Raw genomic sequence first — 15,361 nt, forward strand, 5'->3', positions numbered from 1 at the left:
ATGGACATCGGGAAACTCATGGAGTTCCTCGCGGACCACAGGGCACCCAACCTGCCGCCCGGGTACCTCTCCGAGCAGCTCCTGTCGATGTCCTGGATCATCACGCCCGAGGACAGCGGAATGATCTTCACAGTCGGAAGGAAATGGTTGGAATCCGGCGATGAGTTCCGCGTGGCCGTCGCACTCGGCCTGAAGGAAGCCTTCCTGGCGGAATCCTGGGACGAGCATGTCGAACTCGCGGATTCGGTGAGGAGCAGGCTTCCGTCGCTCGCCCCCGAGGTCGACCACTGGCTCCGGTATTACAGCCGGTCGTTCGACACCCCCGAGGCGAGAGCCATCAGGGACGAGAAGAAGGAGTAGCACACGGTGTTTCGGCCCCGGGGTGGCGGAGTGGCGGTTCGGAACCGTCACTTCCGCCCCGGGGCGGAAACCGCCGGCGGCCGGGTCCACCACACCGCGGTGGGCCCGCGCCGGTCCTTCCGCCGCGATTCCGCGCCCGGACCGGCGTCGCCCGGGAGCCCACCGGGAATTCTCCCTCCGGCGGGCTCCCGAAGTCTGTCGGGGACCGCGCGGTGGACCTGGTGGCCCGCCGTCCGCGATGGGCGACAATCGAATGCCCGGACCCCTGACGGAAGGCGGGAGCCCACCATGTTCGGCGGTCTCAACGAAATCTTCGCCCCCAGTCGCCGCCACACCGAGGAGGAGCGGCAGCGCCTGGAGATCACCCTCGACGAGGCCGGCGACGCCGACCCCGGGCGGGGGCCGATAGACCTCTCCGGCGGGGTCGTCGTCATACGGATGCCCGGCGCGCGGGCCGAGCCGGCGGAGCCCGGGGCGGACGGGCCCGGGGCCGACGAGAGCGTCGCGCCCGGCAGGGGCCCGGGGCCGGGGAACTGACCCGACCCCCCGGGGCTCAGTTCCCCGCCACGTCCCGCACCGCCACCAGTACCGGCACCGACCCCGAGATCAGCTCCAGCGTCAGCCCCGCCGTCGCCGGGGTCTCCAGGAGTTCCGCCAGGACCGCCGCCACGTCGTCGCGCGGGACCGGGCCCCGGCCCGTGGACGCCTTCAGCTCGACGAGTCCGTTGCCGGCGTCGTTGGTCAGGATGCCGGGGCGCAGGATCGTCCAGTCCAGGCCCGGGCGGGAGCGCACATCGTCGTCCGCGGCCCCCTTGGCGCGCTGATACGCGTCGAAGACCTCATCGCCCTCGCGCCCGGCGTCCGCGCCCATCGAGGAGACGACGAGATACCGCCGCACCCCCGCCCGCTCCGCCGCGTCCGCGAAGAGCACCGCGGCGCCCCGGTCCACCGTGTCCTTGCGCTCGGGGCCGCTCCCCGGTCCCGCGCCCGCCGCGAAGACCGCGGCGTCGGCGCCCCGCAGGGCCTCGGCGACCTCGTCCACGGAGGCCGACTCCAGGTCCAGGACCACCGCTTCGGCGCCCACCTCCCCCAGATCGGCACTCTGCTCCGGGTCGCGGATGATTCCCGCCACCTCGTGCCCGCCCGCCGAGAGCAGCCGCTCCAGGCGGAGGGCGATCTGACCGTGTCCTCCAGCGATGACAATGCGCATGCCCCCGACCGTACGTCCTCGCGCGGGCCGACGCCCGGCAGCGGCCGGACACGCCCTCAGGAACGCCCCTGGCGGGGCAGTTCGAGCGCCACCGCCACCGCCGAGTCGCAGTACTCCCGCACCGCGCTGGTGCGCGCCACCACCCGCCCCCGGTGGATCACGATCCTGCTGTACGCCAGGGACAGCACGGCCGGGAGCCGGTCCCCCCGCACCGCCAGCAGCTCGGCCGGGAAGCCGGCCTCCACCCGCACCTCCGGCAGCCCCATCGCCGCGCGCGCCGCCGCCGCGACGGTGTCGTACGCCTCCACGGCGCGCAGCCCGCTCCGGGAGGCCAGCAGATAGGCCGACTCCAGGGGGTCGCCCCGCCCCACCGGGTTCGACACGTCCCGCAGCGCGCCGCCGCCCGCTGTGACGCGCACCCCGGCGGCCCGCAGCAGCCGGACGGGCGCGCAGCCCCGGTGCTCCACCGCCCCGCAGCCGCCCTGCGGCAGGCAGACCACCGTCACCCCGGCCGCCGCCAGCTGGTCCGCGACCCGCGCGGCCCGCTCGTGGGGCAGCCGGGCGAGCCCGGCGCACGGCCCGATCGCCACCCCGGGCCGCAGCCCGCCCGCCATCGCCGCGAGCCGGGCCAGCCGCGCCGGGTCGTCACCGTGCGTGTGCAGATCGACGGGGCAGCCGTGCTCCGCCGCCACCTCCAGCACCGTCTGGACGTACCCGGTCGGATCGGGGTCGGAGTCGGGGCAGCCGCCCACCACCGAGGCCCCCATCTTCACCGCGTCCCGCAGCATCGCGAGGCCGTCGGCCCCGGCCACCCCGGTCAGCAGCCGGGGCACCGCGACCGCCGTCAGCTCGGTGAGCCCGCGCAGCGAGCGCCGGGCCCGGAGCACCGCCTCCAGCGGTCCGAGGCCCTGGACATCCCCGATCCGCACGTGGGAGCGGAGCGCGGTCGCCCCGTGCCCGAGCTGGAGCAGGGCCGCCTCGGTGGCCCGCCGCTGGACGTCCCGGCCGTCGTACGAGACGGGGCCGGGGCCGTCCGCGGTGAGGGCCGTGTCGCCGTGGCCGTGGGGCTCGGCGGGCGCGGGCAGCAGCAGATAGCCGCTCAGGTCCACCCGGGCGGTGTGGGCGGGGAGACTGCCGGCCGTTCCGACCGCCTCGATGCGCCCGCCGCCGAGCCGTACGTCGACGGTGCGGCCGTCCGTCAGCCGGGCGCCGCTCAGCAGCAGCGCGGTGGTGTCGGCGGTCGCGCCGTCGGGGGGCCGCGGCTGGCTGTCGGGCATCGCGCTCCTGGCGGGGGAGGTCGGCTCGGGCCGCGTACCGGACGGGGGAAGGGTCACGCAGCGTGAGTCGAGCCTAGGGGCGCCGCGCTCCCTCTTCGAGGAAGAGCGAAATAGTCGTACCGGTGGGGTTGCCCGGTCCTCCGCACGGCCGCGCGGGCCGGGCGGCGGGCGGCGCCGGAGGGGCGCGAGGGGCCGCCGGGGAGCTTCGGCGGAGGCCGGCCGGGAGGGAGGGTGCGATGCCGGACAGGGGGCCACGAAACGGATTTGGGCGAACGGCGACCGACCGTGTAATGTCTTCATCGCTCGCCCCAATAGCTCAGTCGGTAGAGCGTCTCCATGGTAAGGAGAAGGTCTACGGTTCGATTCCGTATTGGGGCTCTGATGTCGGTGATCCTCGCCTCCGGGCGAGGAGATCCGGTATCGCAGCGGTGTAGCTCAGTCGGTAGAGCAAGCGGCTCATAATCGCTGTGTCACCGGTTCAAGTCCGGTCACCGCTACACATAGTAGCCGATTGCGGGGTCGGTCCTCGGATCGGCTACTCTTGTTGCGTTTGCGTCAATCCGTCCATCCGTCCGTCCAAGGAGCACTCACGTGGCTGCCACCGACGTCCGCCCGAAGATCACGCTGGCCTGCGTGGAGTGCAAGGAGCGGAACTACATCACCAAGAAGAACCGGCGTAACAACCCGGACCGTCTTGAGATGAAGAAGCACTGCCCGCGCTGCAACTCTCACACGGCGCACCGCGAAACGCGCTGATCAGGCTCGCATGCGAGGCCGTCCCCGTCAGGGGGCGGCCTCGTGTCGTTTGTCCCCGCTCTCAGGGCGGCAGGCCCATCTGTCAGGAGGAGAAGCCAGGCCATGGCACTCGATCAGTCCTTCGTGGGGCGGACCTATCCGCCCACCCCGCCCTATGAGGTCGGCCGGGAGAAGATCCGTGAGTTCGCCGAGGCGGTGGGGGACGCCAACCCCGCGTACACCGACCCCGACGCCGCGAAAGCGCTCGGTCACCCCGAGGTGATCGCCCCGCCGACGTTCGCCTTCGCGATCACCTACCGCGCCGCGGCGCGGGTCGTCCAGGACCCGCAGCTGGGTCTGGACTACAGCCGGGTGGTGCACGGCGATCAGAAGTTCGCCTACAGCCGGCCGGTGCGGGCCGGTGACCGGCTGAGTGTCGTCTCCGTCATCGAGAGCATCAAGTCCCTGGCGGGCAATGATGTCGTGACCGTCCGCGGCGAGGTGCACGACGAGACCGGCGGGCATGTGGTGACCGCGTGGACCAAGCTGGTGGCGCGGGCCGCCGAGGGGGCGTGATGACGGCGAGGATTCTGTACGGGGACGTGACGGTCGGCACCGAGCTGCCGGCGCGGAGCTTCCCGGTGACCCGGGACACGCTGGTGCGGTACGCCGGGGCCTCGGGCGACTTCAACCCGATCCACTGGAACGAGAAGTTCGCGGTCGAGGTCGGGCTCCCCGATGTGATCGCGCACGGCATGCTCACCATGGCCGAGGCGATCCGGGTGGTGACGGACTGGGTCGGCGACCCGGGCGCGGTCGTCGAGTACGGGGTGCGTTTCACCCGCCCGGTCGTGGTGCCGAACGATGGTGAGGGGGCGGTGGTCGAGGTGAGCGGGAAGGTGGCGGAGTTGCTGGGGGACGGGTGTGTGCGGGTGGATCTGACCGCTGCCTGCGGTGGGGTGAAGGTGCTCGGGATGTCCCGTGCCGTGGTCCGCCTGGCCTGACCCCGAGCCCCCTCCCGTGGGGACGCGCCCCTCGTGCCCCGCCGGCGTTGGAGCCCCACCACCCCGGCTTCTCCGACGGTTGAGCCGAGCCCGCTCAGCCCCCGGCGGTTGAGCCGCGCCACCTCGGCCCCTCCGGCGCCGAGCCGCGCCACCTCGGCCCCTCCGGCGTTTGAGGAGCGGGGGTTCGGGGGCTGGCCCCCGACGGTGGCCCGTAGCGTGACGGGGCCCTGTGGCACAGGGTCCGTCCTCAAGCGCCGGACGGGCTGGGTTTGTGCGGGGCCCTGTGGCACAGGGTCCGTCCTCAAGCGCCGGACGGGCTGGGTTTGTGCGGGGTCCTGTGGTGCGGGGTCCGTCCTCAAGCGCCGGACGGGCTGGGTTTGTGCGGGTTGCCTCAGGGCCCCGGGCGCACCGTGCGGGGCCCGGTGTGCGGGGATCGTAGGCTTGGGGGGTGCAGGAAAATCACGACGCGCCCCTCGCCCCCCTGACCACCTTCCGCCTCGGCGGCCCCGCCCCCCGCCTCCTCACCGCCACCACGGACGACGAGATCATCACCGCCGTCCGCGACGCCGACACCACCGGCACCCCCCTCCTCATCATCGGCGGCGGCAGCAACCTCGTCATCGGCGACAAGGGCTTCGACGGAACCGCCCTGCGCATCGCCACCCGGGGCTTCAGCCTCGACGGCACCCGGCTGGAGCTGGCCGCGGGCGAGGTCTGGAGCGACGCCGTCGCGCGGACCGTCGACGCCGGGCTCGCCGGGGTCGAGTGCCTCGCCGGCATCCCCGGCTCCGCCGGCGCGACCCCCATCCAGAACGTCGGGGCGTACGGCCAGGAGGTCTCCACCACCATCACCGAGGTGGTCGCCTACGACCGCCGCACCGGCGGGACCGTCACCCTCACCAATGAGGAGTGCGCCTTCTCCTACCGCCACAGCCGCTTCAAGCAGCACCCCGACCGCTATGTGGTGCTGCGCGTCCGCTTCGGTCTCGACGACGCCGCCGGGCTCTCCGCCCCGGTGAAGTACGCGGAGACCGCGCGGCTCCTCGGCGTCGAGCCCGGCGACCGGGCGGAGCTGTCCGCCGTGCGCCGGGCCGTCCTCGAACTCCGCGCGGGCAAGGGCATGGTCCTGGACCCCGACGACCACGACACCTGGTCGGCCGGCTCCTTCTTCACCAACCCGATCCTGGACGCGGAGCAGTACGCCGCCTTCCTCGACCGCGTCCGCACCCGCCTCGGCAGCGCCGTCACCCCGCCCGCCTACCCGGCCGGCGACGGCCGCACCAAGACCTCGGCGGCGTGGCTGATCGACCGGGCGGGCTTCACCAAGGGGTACGGCGGCGGCCCGGCCCGTATCTCCACCAAGCACACCCTCGCGCTCACCAACCGGGGCGAGGCCACCACCGAGGACCTCCTCGCCCTCGCCCGCGAGGTCGTGGCCGGAGTGCGGGACGCCTTCGGGGTCACCCTGGTCAACGAACCGGTCACCGTCGGCGTCAGCCTCTGACCGTCCGCACCCCCCGCGCGCCTCGCACCCTCAGTACGCCACTCCCACGCCCTGCCGCACCGACGCGGCGTCGCCCACCAGCGCGAGCATGGCGTGGGCCACATCGGCCCGTGCGATGGTGCGGGCGCTGCGCGGGTTCCCGCCGGTCTCCATCCGGTAGACCCCGGTCAGCGGCCCGTCCAGCAGCCGGGGCGGGCGCACCGACGTCCAGTCCGCCGATGAGCGCTCCAGCTCCGCCTCCATGGTCCGCAGGTCCGCGTAGATCCTGCGGTAGACGGCGCCCACCAGGACACCGATGGCGCGGTCGGCCAGCGGCTCGTCCGCCGGGGCGCGGCCGAGCGGCGCGGCGGAGACCACCAGGAGCCGGCGGGTGCCCTCCGCCTCCATGGCGCTCAGCACCGACCGGGTGAGCCGGGTGGTGATCCCGGCTTCCGCGTCCGCGGCCCTGCGCGCCCCGAGCCCGGAGAGCACCGCGTCCCGCCCGGCGACCGCCTCCCGCAGCGCCGCCCCGCTCCGGGACGGATCGGCCCGGGCCACGACGAGCCTCCCCGCGCCCGGCCCCGAGGCGGCCGGCACTCTGAGGCGCGCCGCGTCCCGCACCACCGCCGTCACCTCGTGCCCCGCCGCCAGGGCCTGCCGGACGATCTCCCCGCCGACCCCTCCGGTCGCACCGAACACCGTGATCCTCATCGGTCACACACCTCCCATGGGTGAGTAAGTATTCACTCACCTCTAGAGTGGGTATCCGGCCGCCCACCCGTCAAGGCCGATCGAGACCCGGCCCGGAGGAACCATGCAGAAGCCCACCCGCGCCCGTCTCCTCGACGCGGCCCACGAGCTGATGCTCAGCCTCGGCCTCGCCCGCACCACGACCAAGGAGATCGCCCGGGCGGCCGGCTGCTCGGAGGCGGCGCTCTACAAGAGCTTCGCGAGCAAGGAGGAGCTGTTCATCGCCGTCCTGGACGAACGGCTGCCGAAGCTCGGCCCGCTGCTGAGCGATCTCGCCGCCGGCGGCGGCCGGGGCGGCCTGGAGGGGAACCTCACCGAGGTCGTCCGGCAGGCCGCCCGGTTCTACGCCCAGACCTTCCCGATCCTCGCCTCGCTCTACGCCGACCCCCGGCTCAAGGAGCGCCACGAAGCCGCCCTGCGCGGCCTCGGCACCGGCCCGCACCGGCCCATCCAGGGCCTGGACGCCTATCTCCGCGCCGAACAGCGCGCGGGCCGGGTCGCCGAGGGCGCGGACACCTACGCGGCGGCCTCACTGCTCCTGGGCGCCTGCACCCACCGGGCCTTCGCCTACGACAGCGCGGAGGGCGGCGTGCCCGCGCCGCCGCTGGACGCCTTCGCCACCGGACTCGTCCGCACCGTGCTCAGCGGGATCACCCCCCGCTAGGTCGTCTCTCCCGGATCGGGCCGGGCTCGCGAGCCCTGGCGGAAACTCCCTAGCCGGCCAGCCAGTCGTCGATCCCGGCCAGCAGCTTCCCCCGGACGTCCTCCGGCGCGGCCGACCCCCGCACCGACTGCCGGGCCAGCTCGGCCAGCTCCGTGTCGGTGAAGCCGTGGTGCCGCCGCGCGAACTCGTACTGCGCGGCCAGCCGCGACCCGAAGAGCAGCGGGTCGTCCGCGCCCAGCGCCATCGGCACCCCGGCCTCGTACAGCGTCCGCAGGGGCACGTCCCCGGGCTTCTCGTACACCCCGAGCGCCACATTCGACGCGGGGCACACCTCGCAGGTCACCTGCCGCTCGGCGAGCTTCCGCAGCAGCCGGGGGTCCTCGGCGGCCCGCACGCCGTGACCGATCCGGGAGGCGCGGAGATCGTCCAGACAGTCCCGTACGGACGAGGGGCCGGACAGCTCGCCGCCGTGCGGGGCCGCGAGCAGACCGCCGTCCCGCGCGATGGCGAAGGCGCGGTCGAAGTCCCGCGCCATGCCCCGGCGCTCGTCGTTGGAGAGCCCGAAGCCGACGATGCCGCGGTCCGCGTACCGCACGGCGAGCCGGGCCAGGGTCCGGGCGTCCAGCGGGTGCTTCATCCGGTTCGCCGCGACCAGCACCCGCATCCCGAGCCCGGTCTCCCGCGAGGCGCTGTCCACCGCGTCCAGGATGACCTCCAGCGCGGGGATCAGTCCGCCGAGCATCGGGGCGTACGAGGTGGGGTCGACCTGGATCTCCAGCCAGCCGGAGCCGTCCCGGATGTCCTCCTCGGCGGCCTCCCGGACCAGCCGGCGGATGTCGTCGGGGGTGCGCAGACAGGACCGCGCGATGTCGTACAGCCGCTGGAAGCGGAACCAGCCCCGCTCGTCGGTGGCGCGGAGCTTCGGCGGCTCACCGCCCGCGAGGGCGCCGGTGAGGGCGTCGGGGAGGTGGACGCCGTACTTGTCGGCCAGTTCCAGCAGGGTCGAGGGGCGCATCGAGCCGGTGAAGTGCAGATGCAGATGGGCCTTCGGCAGCCGGCTGACGTTTCGTACGTGCTCCATCCCAGGATCTTGCCGTATGCCCCCGCCGGGAGGTAAGCCGGTTCCCCGATCGGGTTCTTGCCCGAACACAGAAGCGGCGAGCGGCCCCGGACGGTCCGGGGCCGCTCGCCGTCTCCGCGGGAGCCGTCAGTCGGTCGCCTCAGTCGGTCGCCTCGGCCAGCAGCTTCTGGACGCGGGCCACACCCTCCGCCAGGTCCTCGTCGCCCAGCGCGTACGACAGCCGCAGATAGCCCGGCGTGCCGAACGCCTCACCCGGCACTACCGCGACCTCCACCTCGTCGAGGATCAGCGCGGCCAGCTCCACGGAGGTCGCCGGGCGCCTGCCCCGGATCTCCTTGCCCAGGAGCGCCTTCACGGACGGGTACACATAGAACGCGCCCTCCGGCTCCGGGCAGACCACGCCGTCGATCTCGCCGAGCATCCGCACGATCGTCTTCCGGCGGCGGTCGAACGCCTCGCGCATCGCGGCCACCGCCTCCAGGTCCCCGGAGACCGCGGCCAGCGCCGCCGCCTGGGCGACGTTCGACACATTGGAGGTGGCGTGGGACTGGAGGTTGGTGGCCGCCTTCACCACGTCCTTCGGGCCGACGATCCACCCGACCCGCCAGCCGGTCATCGCATAGGTCTTCGCCACGCCGTTGACCACGATGCACTTCTCGCGCAGCTCGGGCACGACCGAGGGGAGCGAGGTGAAGACGGCGTCCCCGTAGACCAGGTGCTCGTAGATCTCGTCGGTGAGCACCCACAGGCCGTGCTCCACGGCCCAGCGGCCGATCGCCTCGGTGTCCTCGCGGCTGTAGACCGCGCCGGTCGGGTTGGAGGGGGAGACGAAGAGCACCACCTTCGTGCGCTCGGTGCGCGCGGCCTCCAGCTGCTCGACCGAGACCCGGTAGCCGGTGGTCTCGTCGGCGGTCACCTCGACCGGGACACCGCCCGCGAGCCGGATCGACTCGGGGTAGGTGGTCCAGTAGGGGGCGGGGACGATGACCTCGTCACCCGGGTCCAGGATCGCCGCGAACGCCTCGTAGATCGCCTGCTTTCCGCCATTGGTGACCAGGATCTGCGCGGGGTCGACCGCGTAGCCGGAGTCCCGCAGGGTCTTCTCGGCGATGGCCTTCTTCAGCTCGGGCAGGCCGCCGGCCGGGGTGTAGCGGTGGTACTTCGGGTTGCGGCAGGCCTCGACCGCGGCGTCGACGATGTAGTCCGGCGTCGGGAAGTCGGGCTCACCCGCGCCGAAGCCGATCACCGGGCGCCCGGCGGCCTTGAGGGCCTTGGCCTTGGCGTCGACGGCGAGGGTCGCGGACTCGGAGATCGCGCCGATGCGGGCGGAGACCCGGCGCTCGGTGGGAGGGGTTGCAGCGCTCATACGGTCCATCGTCCCAGACGCCCCGGCCGTGCGGCACAGGTGTTTCGACCCCCGGACACAGGGCCGGACGGGTGGCGGTCCGCCGCGCCGCCGTCCCGTCCCGCGGGGCTCCCTCCGAGGTCCGGGCGGGGCCCCGGCCGAGGCCCGGGCGGTGGCGGACAAGACCCGCTCGGGAGCTGTCTGTTCGACGCCGGGCCTGCGAGCACGTACACTCACCTGTCGTTGGCCCACAGCGACCACATCTCCGGATGGGGTAGGTTGGGGAAGCCACAAAGGGTCGTAGCTCAATTGGTAGAGCACTGGTCTCCAAAACCAGCGGTTGGGGGTTCAAGTCCCTCCGGCCCTGCTACACACACCTTCGCCAGGCGTGTGCGCATGTACGTACATTCAATGAACCGCCGTGCGGCTCCACCGGGCGCGGCACGGCCACGACCCGGAATCAGGTGAAAGAACGTGACGGACGCCGTGGGCTCCATCGACACGCCTGATGCCGAGGACGAGGCGCCCCAGAAGTCTCGCAGGGGCGGCAAGCGCGGGAAGAAGGGCCCCTTCGGGCGTCTCGCGCTCTTCTACCGGCAGATTGTCGCCGAGCTGCGCAAGGTCGTCTGGCCCACGCGCAACCAGCTGACGACTTACACCACCGTGGTGATTGTTTTCGTCGTCATCATGATCGGTCTGGTGACCGTGATGGACTATGGATTCCAGGAAGCCGTCAAGTACGTCTTTGGCTGATCCCGCGAGGGGTGCCGGCCGGGGACGTATCGGCATGGCGGCAGCCTTTCGCATGTTCCACCCATCTGTATCCAGAAAGAAGCAGCCACCGTGTCTGACCCGAACCTGAACGAGGCCGTTGAGCCCGGCGACGAGAACTTCGAGTCCGCCGAGTCCGCCGAGGACGAGCTCGACATCGTTGAGGCGGCCGACGAAGACCAGGCGGAAGCTGCTGACGCCGAGGCCGGGGCGCCGGCCGAGGAATCCGCTCTGCACATCGACGACGACACCGAGGCCCTGATCGAGGTCGACACCGAGGGTGTCGCCGAGGTCGTCGGCGAGGTCTCCGACGAGGACGCTGAGTCCGTCGAGGCCGGCGAGTCCGACGAGGACGAGGCCGAGTCCGGCGAGGACGAGGCGGAAGAGGCCGGGGAAGCCGAAGAGGCCGAGGCCCCGGTCGACCCGATCGCCGCGCTCCGCGACGAGCTGCGCCTGCTGCCCGGCGAGTGGTACGTGATCCACACCTACGCCGGGTACGAGAAGCGCGTGAAGGCCAACCTGGAGCAGCGCGCCGTCTCGCTGAACGTCGAGGAGTTCATCTACCAGGCCGAAGTGCCCGAGGAAGAGATCGTTCAGATCAAGAACGGCGAGCGCAAGAACGTCCGCCAGAACAAGCTTCCCGGCTACGTCCTGGTCCGTATGGACCTCACCAACGAGTCCTGGGGCGTCGTCCGCAACACGCCCGGCGTCACCGGCTTCGTGGGCAACGCCTACGACCCGTACCCGCTGACCCTGGACGAGATCGTCAAGATGCTCGCCCCGGAGGCAGAGGAGAAGGCCGCCCGCGAGGCCGCCGAGGCCAAGGGCGAGCCGGCTCCGGCCCGCAAGGTCGAGGTCCAGGTGCTGGACTTCGAGGTCGGCGACTCGGTCACCGTCACGGACGGCCCCTTCGCCACCCTCCAGGCCACCATCAACGAGATCAACGCGGACTCGAAGAAGGTCAAGGGCCTGGTCGAGATCTTCGGCCGGGAGACCCCGGTCGAGCTGAGCTTCGACCAGATCCAGAAGAACTAGTCCGGGCGGCCCTCCGGGGCCCGCCGGGACCGACTCTCCGACCAGGTCAGAACCGCCCTCGTGGCTGTTCTGACCTGTCGGTTTTTAACCGGACAGCTATACCCGTTATCGTTGTACGGTATGCCTCCATCCGGATGATCGGGTGGAGCGCTCTGAACTCTCACTAGGACCCGGAGAGAGCAATGCCTCCCAAGAAGAAGAAGGTCACGGGGCTTATCAAGCTCCAGATCCAGGCCGGCGCGGCCAACCCGGCTCCGCCGGTCGGCCCCGCGCTGGGTCAGCACGGCGTCAACATCATGGAGTTCTGCAAGGCCTACAACGCCGCGACCGAGTCGCAGCGTGGCATGGTCGTGCCGGTGGAGATCACGGTCTACGAGGACCGCTCCTTCACCTTCATCACCAAGACTCCGCCGGCCGCCAAGCTGATCCTCAAGGCCGCGGGTGTGGACAAGGGCTCCGGCGAGCCGCACAAGACGAAGGTCGCCAAGCTCACCCGCGACCAGGTCCGCGACATCGCCACCACCAAGATGCCCGACCTGAACGCCAACGACCTGGACGCCGCCGAGAAGATCATCGCCGGCACCGCCCGCTCCATGGGCATCACGGTCGAGGGCTGACAGTCCCCGTCTGACCTCTGTGGCAGGACCACGCGCTGGTCCGCACCACAACTCCACACCTGAACCACGCAGGAGAAGAAGTGAAGCGCAGCAAGAATCTCCGCGCTGCGGACGCCAAGATCGACCGGGAGCGCAACTACGCCCCGCTCGAGGCCGTCCGTCTCGCCAAGGACACCGCGTCCACCAAGTTCGACGGCACCGTCGAGGTCGCCTTCCGCCTGGGTGTAGACCCGCGCAAGGCCGACCAGATGGTCCGTGGCACCGTGAACCTTCCGCACGGCACCGGTAAGACCGCCCGGGTCCTGGTCTTCGCGACCGGTGACCGTGCCGAGGCCGCGCGTGCCGCGGGCGCCGACATCGTCGGCTCCGACGAGCTGATCGACGAGGTGTCGAAGGGCCGTCTGGACTTCGACGCCGTCGTCGCCACCCCGGACCTCATGGGCAAGGTCGGCCGCCTGGGCCGCGTGCTCGGTCCGCGTGGTCTGATGCCGAACCCGAAGACCGGCACCGTCACCCCCGATGTCACCAAGGCTGTGACCGACATCAAGGGCGGCAAGATCGAGTTCCGCGTCGACAAGCACTCGAACCTGCACTTCATCATCGGCAAGGTCTCCTTCGACGAGACGAAGCTGGTCGAGAACTACGCCGCGGCGCTGGAGGAGATCCTCCGTCTGAAGCCGTCCGCCGCCAAGGGCCGCTACATCAAGAAGGCGACCCTGACCACGACGGTGGGCCCCGGCATCCCCCTGGACGCCAACCGCACCCGCAACCTCCTCGTCGAGGAGGACCCGGCCTCCGTCTGATCCTGACGGCGGCCGCGGGCCTTCCCGCGCACTGAGCGCGGGAGCGCAGCAGCTCAGAGGACGGCCCCCACACCTGATCACCAGGTGCGGGGGCCGTTTTCCGTTGTCCCGCTGTCCTCGGTGTGGGTTAGGTTTCAACCAATTCACGGAATGCACCAAGGGGTGGGGAATGAGCAGTACCGCGTGGAAGCGCGCCGGCGTCTCGATGACGGCGGTGGCCGTGGCCGTGGCGATGGCGGGCTGTGGGGGACAGGCCACGACCGAGCGCACGGTGACGCAGGTTCTGACGGCGGCGCACAAGAAGACCAAGGAAGCGAAGACGGCCAGGATCGACTACCGGATCAAGATGTCCGGCCTCGGCGCCGAGGGCGACGGCACCATGAGGATGACCGGCACCATGGGCTGGAATCCCATGGTGATGGACGTGGCGATGGACGGGACCGGGGCCTTCATGGGCGAGGACCCGGGCAGCGGCTCCGGCGAGATGCGGATGAAGTGGGTCGACGAGGTCGTCTACACCAAGCTCGACGCCGAGACCGCCAAGGAGATGGGCAACGGCAAGAGCTGGATGAAGATGGATCTCGGCAAGGCCGCCGAGATGGCCGCCGCGTCGGGGAAGGAGTCGTCCCGGCGTGAGCTGACCGGCGGCATGGAGACGATGGACCAGGACCCGGCCCAGCAGCTGGCGCTCCTGCTCGACTCGCCGAATGTGAAGCGGGTCGGCGAGGAGAAGATCGACGGCGAGAAGGCCCAGCACTACCGGGGCACCCTGACCATCGACGAGATGATGAAGTCCAACAAGTCGCTCAAGGTGCTCACCGAGGCCGAGCGCAAGAAGCTGGTCGCGAACATGAAGAGCGTCGGCATCAAGGGCTACGACACCGACATCTGGGTGAACGAGGACGACTACCCGGTGAAGATGGATGTCGCCATGAAGATGGACAAGGGCCGGATGGAGATGTCCGGCACCTTCACCGACTACGGCGTCAAGGCCGATGTGAAGGCACCGCCGGCCGGCGACACCTTCGACATGATGAAGATGCTCTCCGACCTCGGCAGGACGGCCGAGGAGGATGAGAAGGCGATCAAGCAGTACGAGAAGGCGGCCAAGGCCGACGCGAAGGCGGCCGACGAGGCCACGGCCCGGGCTGACAAGGAGCTGGCGCGGGCCGACAAGGAGCTGGCGCGGGCCGAGAAGGAGCTGAAGGAATCCGAGCGGTTGCTCAGGGAGCTGGGAGACGACAAGGCGGCCGACGAGCTGCGCAAGGAGCTGCGCAAGGAGCTGGAGATGCTCAAGGAGGCCGACCGGGAGCTCAAGAAGCTGAAAACCCAGGGCTAACGCCCGCGGCCGTCACGGCGGGCCCGGACCGGGCCCGCCGCTGAGCCGGGGCGCCGGGGCGCTGCCGTCCCGTCCGTACGGATTTGCCTCACCGCGCCCCGCTCGCGTAGTCTTCCCCGGAAGCCAAAGACCGCTGGTCGTTGCCGTGTGCTCGTCAGAGAGCGCGGCAACCGAAGGATTCGCTTAGCTGCGGACGACCTGCGCAGGTGTCAGTGGAAAGCTCCCGGACTCGTTCCGGTCGAGCTACGCCCCGTGCGCCTGCGCCGGGGCGTTTTGTTTTGCACAGTCCTCCTTCGGGTCCGCGCGGTCATCATCACCCGGAAGGAGGCCGACGCTCATGGCAAGGCCCGACAAGGCTGCCGCGGTAGCCGAGCTGACGGACCAGTTCCGCAGCTCGAACGCCGCCGTGCTGACCGAGTACCGGGGTCTCACCGTGGCTCAGCTCAAGGAGCTGCGCCGTTCCCTCGGTGAGAACGCCCAGTACGCCGTGGTGAAGAACACGCTGACCAAGATTGCGGCCAACGAGGCCGGGATCGACTCGCTCGACGACCTGTTCAACGGTCCGACGGCGGTTGCCTTCGTCACCGGTGACCCGGTGGAGTCGGCGAAGGGTCTCCGTGACTTCGCCAAGGACAACCCCAACCTGATCATCAAGGGCGGTGTCCTTGATGGCAAGGCGATGTCCGCCGATGAGATCAAGAAGCTCGCGGACCTCGAGTCCCGCGAGGTTCTGCTCGCCAAGCTGGCGGGCGCCATGAAGGGCAAGCAGTCCCAGACTGCCGCGCTCTTCCAGGCGCTTCCCTCGAAGTTCGTCCGCACCGCGGAGGCGCTTCGTGCCAAGCAGGCCGAGCAGGGCGGTGCCGAGTAATTCGGCTCGCGCATTGATC

The 15,361-nt window shown here is 71.1% G+C and carries 18 protein-coding genes and 3 tRNA genes; 16 read left to right on the forward strand and 5 right to left on the reverse strand.

Annotation, left to right across the window (positions count from 1 at the left end; all coding sequences use genetic code 11):
• Positions 1-360 carry a hypothetical protein gene (locus ACWCRA_RS32265; RefSeq protein ID WP_351554736.1) on the forward strand — a complete coding sequence of 120 codons (360 nt, stop codon included), beginning with the start codon at positions 1-3 and terminating at the stop codon, positions 358-360.
• A gap of 288 nt (positions 361-648) precedes the next feature.
• Positions 649-897 carry a DUF6191 domain-containing protein gene (locus tag ACWCRA_RS32270; protein ID WP_351554739.1) on the forward strand — a complete coding sequence of 83 codons (249 nt, stop codon included), beginning with the start codon at positions 649-651 and terminating at the stop codon, positions 895-897.
• 16 nt (positions 898-913) lie between these two features.
• Here ACWCRA_RS32270 and ACWCRA_RS32275 read toward each other — a convergent pair whose 3' ends face one another.
• Entirely contained in the window at positions 914-1,570 is a 657-nt protein-coding gene (locus ACWCRA_RS32275) for an SDR family oxidoreductase (RefSeq protein ID WP_351554742.1), read from the reverse strand.
• A gap of 56 nt (positions 1,571-1,626) precedes the next feature.
• Positions 1,627-2,847: an amidohydrolase family protein gene (locus tag ACWCRA_RS32280; RefSeq protein ID WP_451069236.1), complete on the reverse strand. Its 1,221-nt coding sequence runs from the start codon at positions 2,845-2,847 to the stop codon at positions 1,627-1,629.
• Positions 2,848-3,152: 305 nt separating this feature from the next.
• Between ACWCRA_RS32280 and ACWCRA_RS32285 the strand changes: the two genes are divergently transcribed.
• From ACWCRA_RS32285 to ACWCRA_RS32310, 6 genes are all read left to right on the forward strand, one after another.
• A tRNA-Thr gene (locus ACWCRA_RS32285) sits at positions 3,153-3,225 on the forward strand.
• 46 nt (positions 3,226-3,271) lie between these two features.
• Positions 3,272-3,344 (forward strand) — tRNA-Met (locus ACWCRA_RS32290).
• 94 nt (positions 3,345-3,438) lie between these two features.
• Entirely contained in the window at positions 3,439-3,603 is a 165-nt protein-coding gene (gene rpmG / locus ACWCRA_RS32295; RefSeq protein ID WP_003956487.1) for a 50S ribosomal protein L33, read from the forward strand.
• Positions 3,604-3,705: 102 nt separating this feature from the next.
• Positions 3,706-4,158, forward strand: a complete 453-nt coding sequence (locus ACWCRA_RS32300; protein WP_351554748.1) for a MaoC family dehydratase N-terminal domain-containing protein — start codon at positions 3,706-3,708, stop codon at positions 4,156-4,158.
• Positions 4,158-4,586, forward strand: a complete 429-nt coding sequence (locus tag ACWCRA_RS32305; protein ID WP_351554751.1) for a MaoC family dehydratase — start codon at positions 4,158-4,160, stop codon at positions 4,584-4,586. The genes ACWCRA_RS32300 and ACWCRA_RS32305 overlap by 1 nt, the downstream gene beginning before the upstream one ends.
• 448 nt (positions 4,587-5,034) lie before the next feature.
• Positions 5,035-6,090 carry a UDP-N-acetylmuramate dehydrogenase gene (locus ACWCRA_RS32310; RefSeq protein WP_351554753.1) on the forward strand — a complete coding sequence of 352 codons (1,056 nt, stop codon included), beginning with the start codon at positions 5,035-5,037 and terminating at the stop codon, positions 6,088-6,090.
• Between the two features lie 30 nt (positions 6,091-6,120).
• Here the strand turns inward: ACWCRA_RS32310 and ACWCRA_RS32315 are convergent, their stop codons facing one another.
• Entirely contained in the window at positions 6,121-6,780 is a 660-nt protein-coding gene (locus ACWCRA_RS32315; RefSeq protein ID WP_351554756.1) for an NAD(P)-dependent oxidoreductase, read from the reverse strand.
• A 103-nt stretch (positions 6,781-6,883) separates the two neighbouring features.
• On the opposite strand from ACWCRA_RS32315, the gene ACWCRA_RS32320 reads away from it, so the two are divergent.
• Complete coding sequence (locus tag ACWCRA_RS32320) at positions 6,884-7,483, forward strand: TetR/AcrR family transcriptional regulator (RefSeq protein ID WP_351554759.1); 600 nt, start codon at positions 6,884-6,886, stop codon at positions 7,481-7,483.
• A gap of 49 nt (positions 7,484-7,532) precedes the next feature.
• Here the strand turns inward: ACWCRA_RS32320 and ACWCRA_RS32325 are convergent, their stop codons facing one another.
• Positions 7,533-8,564 (reverse strand): adenosine deaminase, encoded by a 1,032-nt coding sequence (locus tag ACWCRA_RS32325; RefSeq protein WP_351554761.1) that lies wholly within the window; start codon positions 8,562-8,564, stop codon positions 7,533-7,535.
• A gap of 139 nt (positions 8,565-8,703) precedes the next feature.
• Entirely contained in the window at positions 8,704-9,930 is a 1,227-nt protein-coding gene (locus ACWCRA_RS32330; protein ID WP_351554763.1) for a pyridoxal phosphate-dependent aminotransferase, read from the reverse strand.
• A gap of 273 nt (positions 9,931-10,203) precedes the next feature.
• Here ACWCRA_RS32330 and ACWCRA_RS32335 point away from each other — a divergent pair.
• From ACWCRA_RS32335 to rplJ, 7 genes are all read left to right on the forward strand, one after another.
• A tRNA-Trp gene (locus ACWCRA_RS32335) sits at positions 10,204-10,276 on the forward strand.
• A gap of 107 nt (positions 10,277-10,383) precedes the next feature.
• The gene (gene secE / locus ACWCRA_RS32340) at positions 10,384-10,662 is read left to right on the forward strand and encodes a preprotein translocase subunit SecE (RefSeq protein ID WP_190121725.1); all 279 of its coding nucleotides are present in this window, start codon (positions 10,384-10,386) and stop codon (positions 10,660-10,662) included.
• 90 nt (positions 10,663-10,752) lie between these two features.
• On the forward strand, positions 10,753-11,715 hold the full coding sequence (gene nusG, locus ACWCRA_RS32345) for a transcription termination/antitermination protein NusG (RefSeq protein ID WP_451069237.1): 963 nt from the start codon (positions 10,753-10,755) through the stop codon (positions 11,713-11,715).
• Between the two features lie 182 nt (positions 11,716-11,897).
• Positions 11,898-12,332, forward strand: coding sequence for a 50S ribosomal protein L11 (gene rplK / locus ACWCRA_RS32350; protein ID WP_123188882.1), 435 nt, complete (start codon positions 11,898-11,900; stop codon positions 12,330-12,332).
• An 80-nt stretch (positions 12,333-12,412) separates the two neighbouring features.
• On the forward strand, positions 12,413-13,135 hold the full coding sequence (gene rplA, locus ACWCRA_RS32355; RefSeq protein ID WP_351554769.1) for a 50S ribosomal protein L1: 723 nt from the start codon (positions 12,413-12,415) through the stop codon (positions 13,133-13,135).
• Positions 13,136-13,304: 169 nt separating this feature from the next.
• Positions 13,305-14,474: a hypothetical protein gene (locus ACWCRA_RS32360; protein WP_451069238.1), complete on the forward strand. Its 1,170-nt coding sequence runs from the start codon at positions 13,305-13,307 to the stop codon at positions 14,472-14,474.
• Between the two features lie 337 nt (positions 14,475-14,811).
• Positions 14,812-15,342, forward strand: a complete 531-nt coding sequence (gene rplJ, locus ACWCRA_RS32365; RefSeq protein WP_351554775.1) for a 50S ribosomal protein L10 — start codon at positions 14,812-14,814, stop codon at positions 15,340-15,342.
• Positions 15,343-15,361: the final 19 nt, after the last annotated feature.

Source organism: Streptomyces sp. NPDC001889 (genome assembly GCF_053594535.1).

Bases quoted from the DNA above. Each gene is read 5' to 3' on its own strand.
- rplJ (WP_351554775.1), top strand. From the start codon at position 14,812: ATGGCAAGGCCCGACAAGGCTGCCGCGGTAGCCGAGCTGACGGACCAG.
- ACWCRA_RS32315 (WP_351554756.1), bottom strand. From the start codon at position 6,780: ATGAGGATCACGGTGTTCGGTGCGACCGGAGGGGTCGGCGGGGAGATC.
- ACWCRA_RS32300 (WP_351554748.1), top strand. From the start codon at position 3,706: ATGGCACTCGATCAGTCCTTCGTGGGGCGGACCTATCCGCCCACCCCG.
- ACWCRA_RS32270 (WP_351554739.1), top strand. From the start codon at position 649: ATGTTCGGCGGTCTCAACGAAATCTTCGCCCCCAGTCGCCGCCACACC.
- ACWCRA_RS32265 (WP_351554736.1), top strand. From the start codon at position 1: ATGGACATCGGGAAACTCATGGAGTTCCTCGCGGACCACAGGGCACCC.
- ACWCRA_RS32330 (WP_351554763.1), bottom strand. From the start codon at position 9,930: ATGAGCGCTGCAACCCCTCCCACCGAGCGCCGGGTCTCCGCCCGCATC.
- ACWCRA_RS32275 (WP_351554742.1), bottom strand. From the start codon at position 1,570: ATGCGCATTGTCATCGCTGGAGGACACGGTCAGATCGCCCTCCGCCTG.
- ACWCRA_RS32305 (WP_351554751.1), top strand. From the start codon at position 4,158: ATGACGGCGAGGATTCTGTACGGGGACGTGACGGTCGGCACCGAGCTG.
- ACWCRA_RS32360 (WP_451069238.1), top strand. From the start codon at position 13,305: ATGAGCAGTACCGCGTGGAAGCGCGCCGGCGTCTCGATGACGGCGGTG.
- ACWCRA_RS32325 (WP_351554761.1), bottom strand. From the start codon at position 8,564: ATGGAGCACGTACGAAACGTCAGCCGGCTGCCGAAGGCCCATCTGCAT.
- rplK (WP_123188882.1), top strand. From the start codon at position 11,898: ATGCCTCCCAAGAAGAAGAAGGTCACGGGGCTTATCAAGCTCCAGATC.
- ACWCRA_RS32320 (WP_351554759.1), top strand. From the start codon at position 6,884: ATGCAGAAGCCCACCCGCGCCCGTCTCCTCGACGCGGCCCACGAGCTG.
- ACWCRA_RS32280 (WP_451069236.1), bottom strand. From the start codon at position 2,847: ATGCCCGACAGCCAGCCGCGGCCCCCCGACGGCGCGACCGCCGACACC.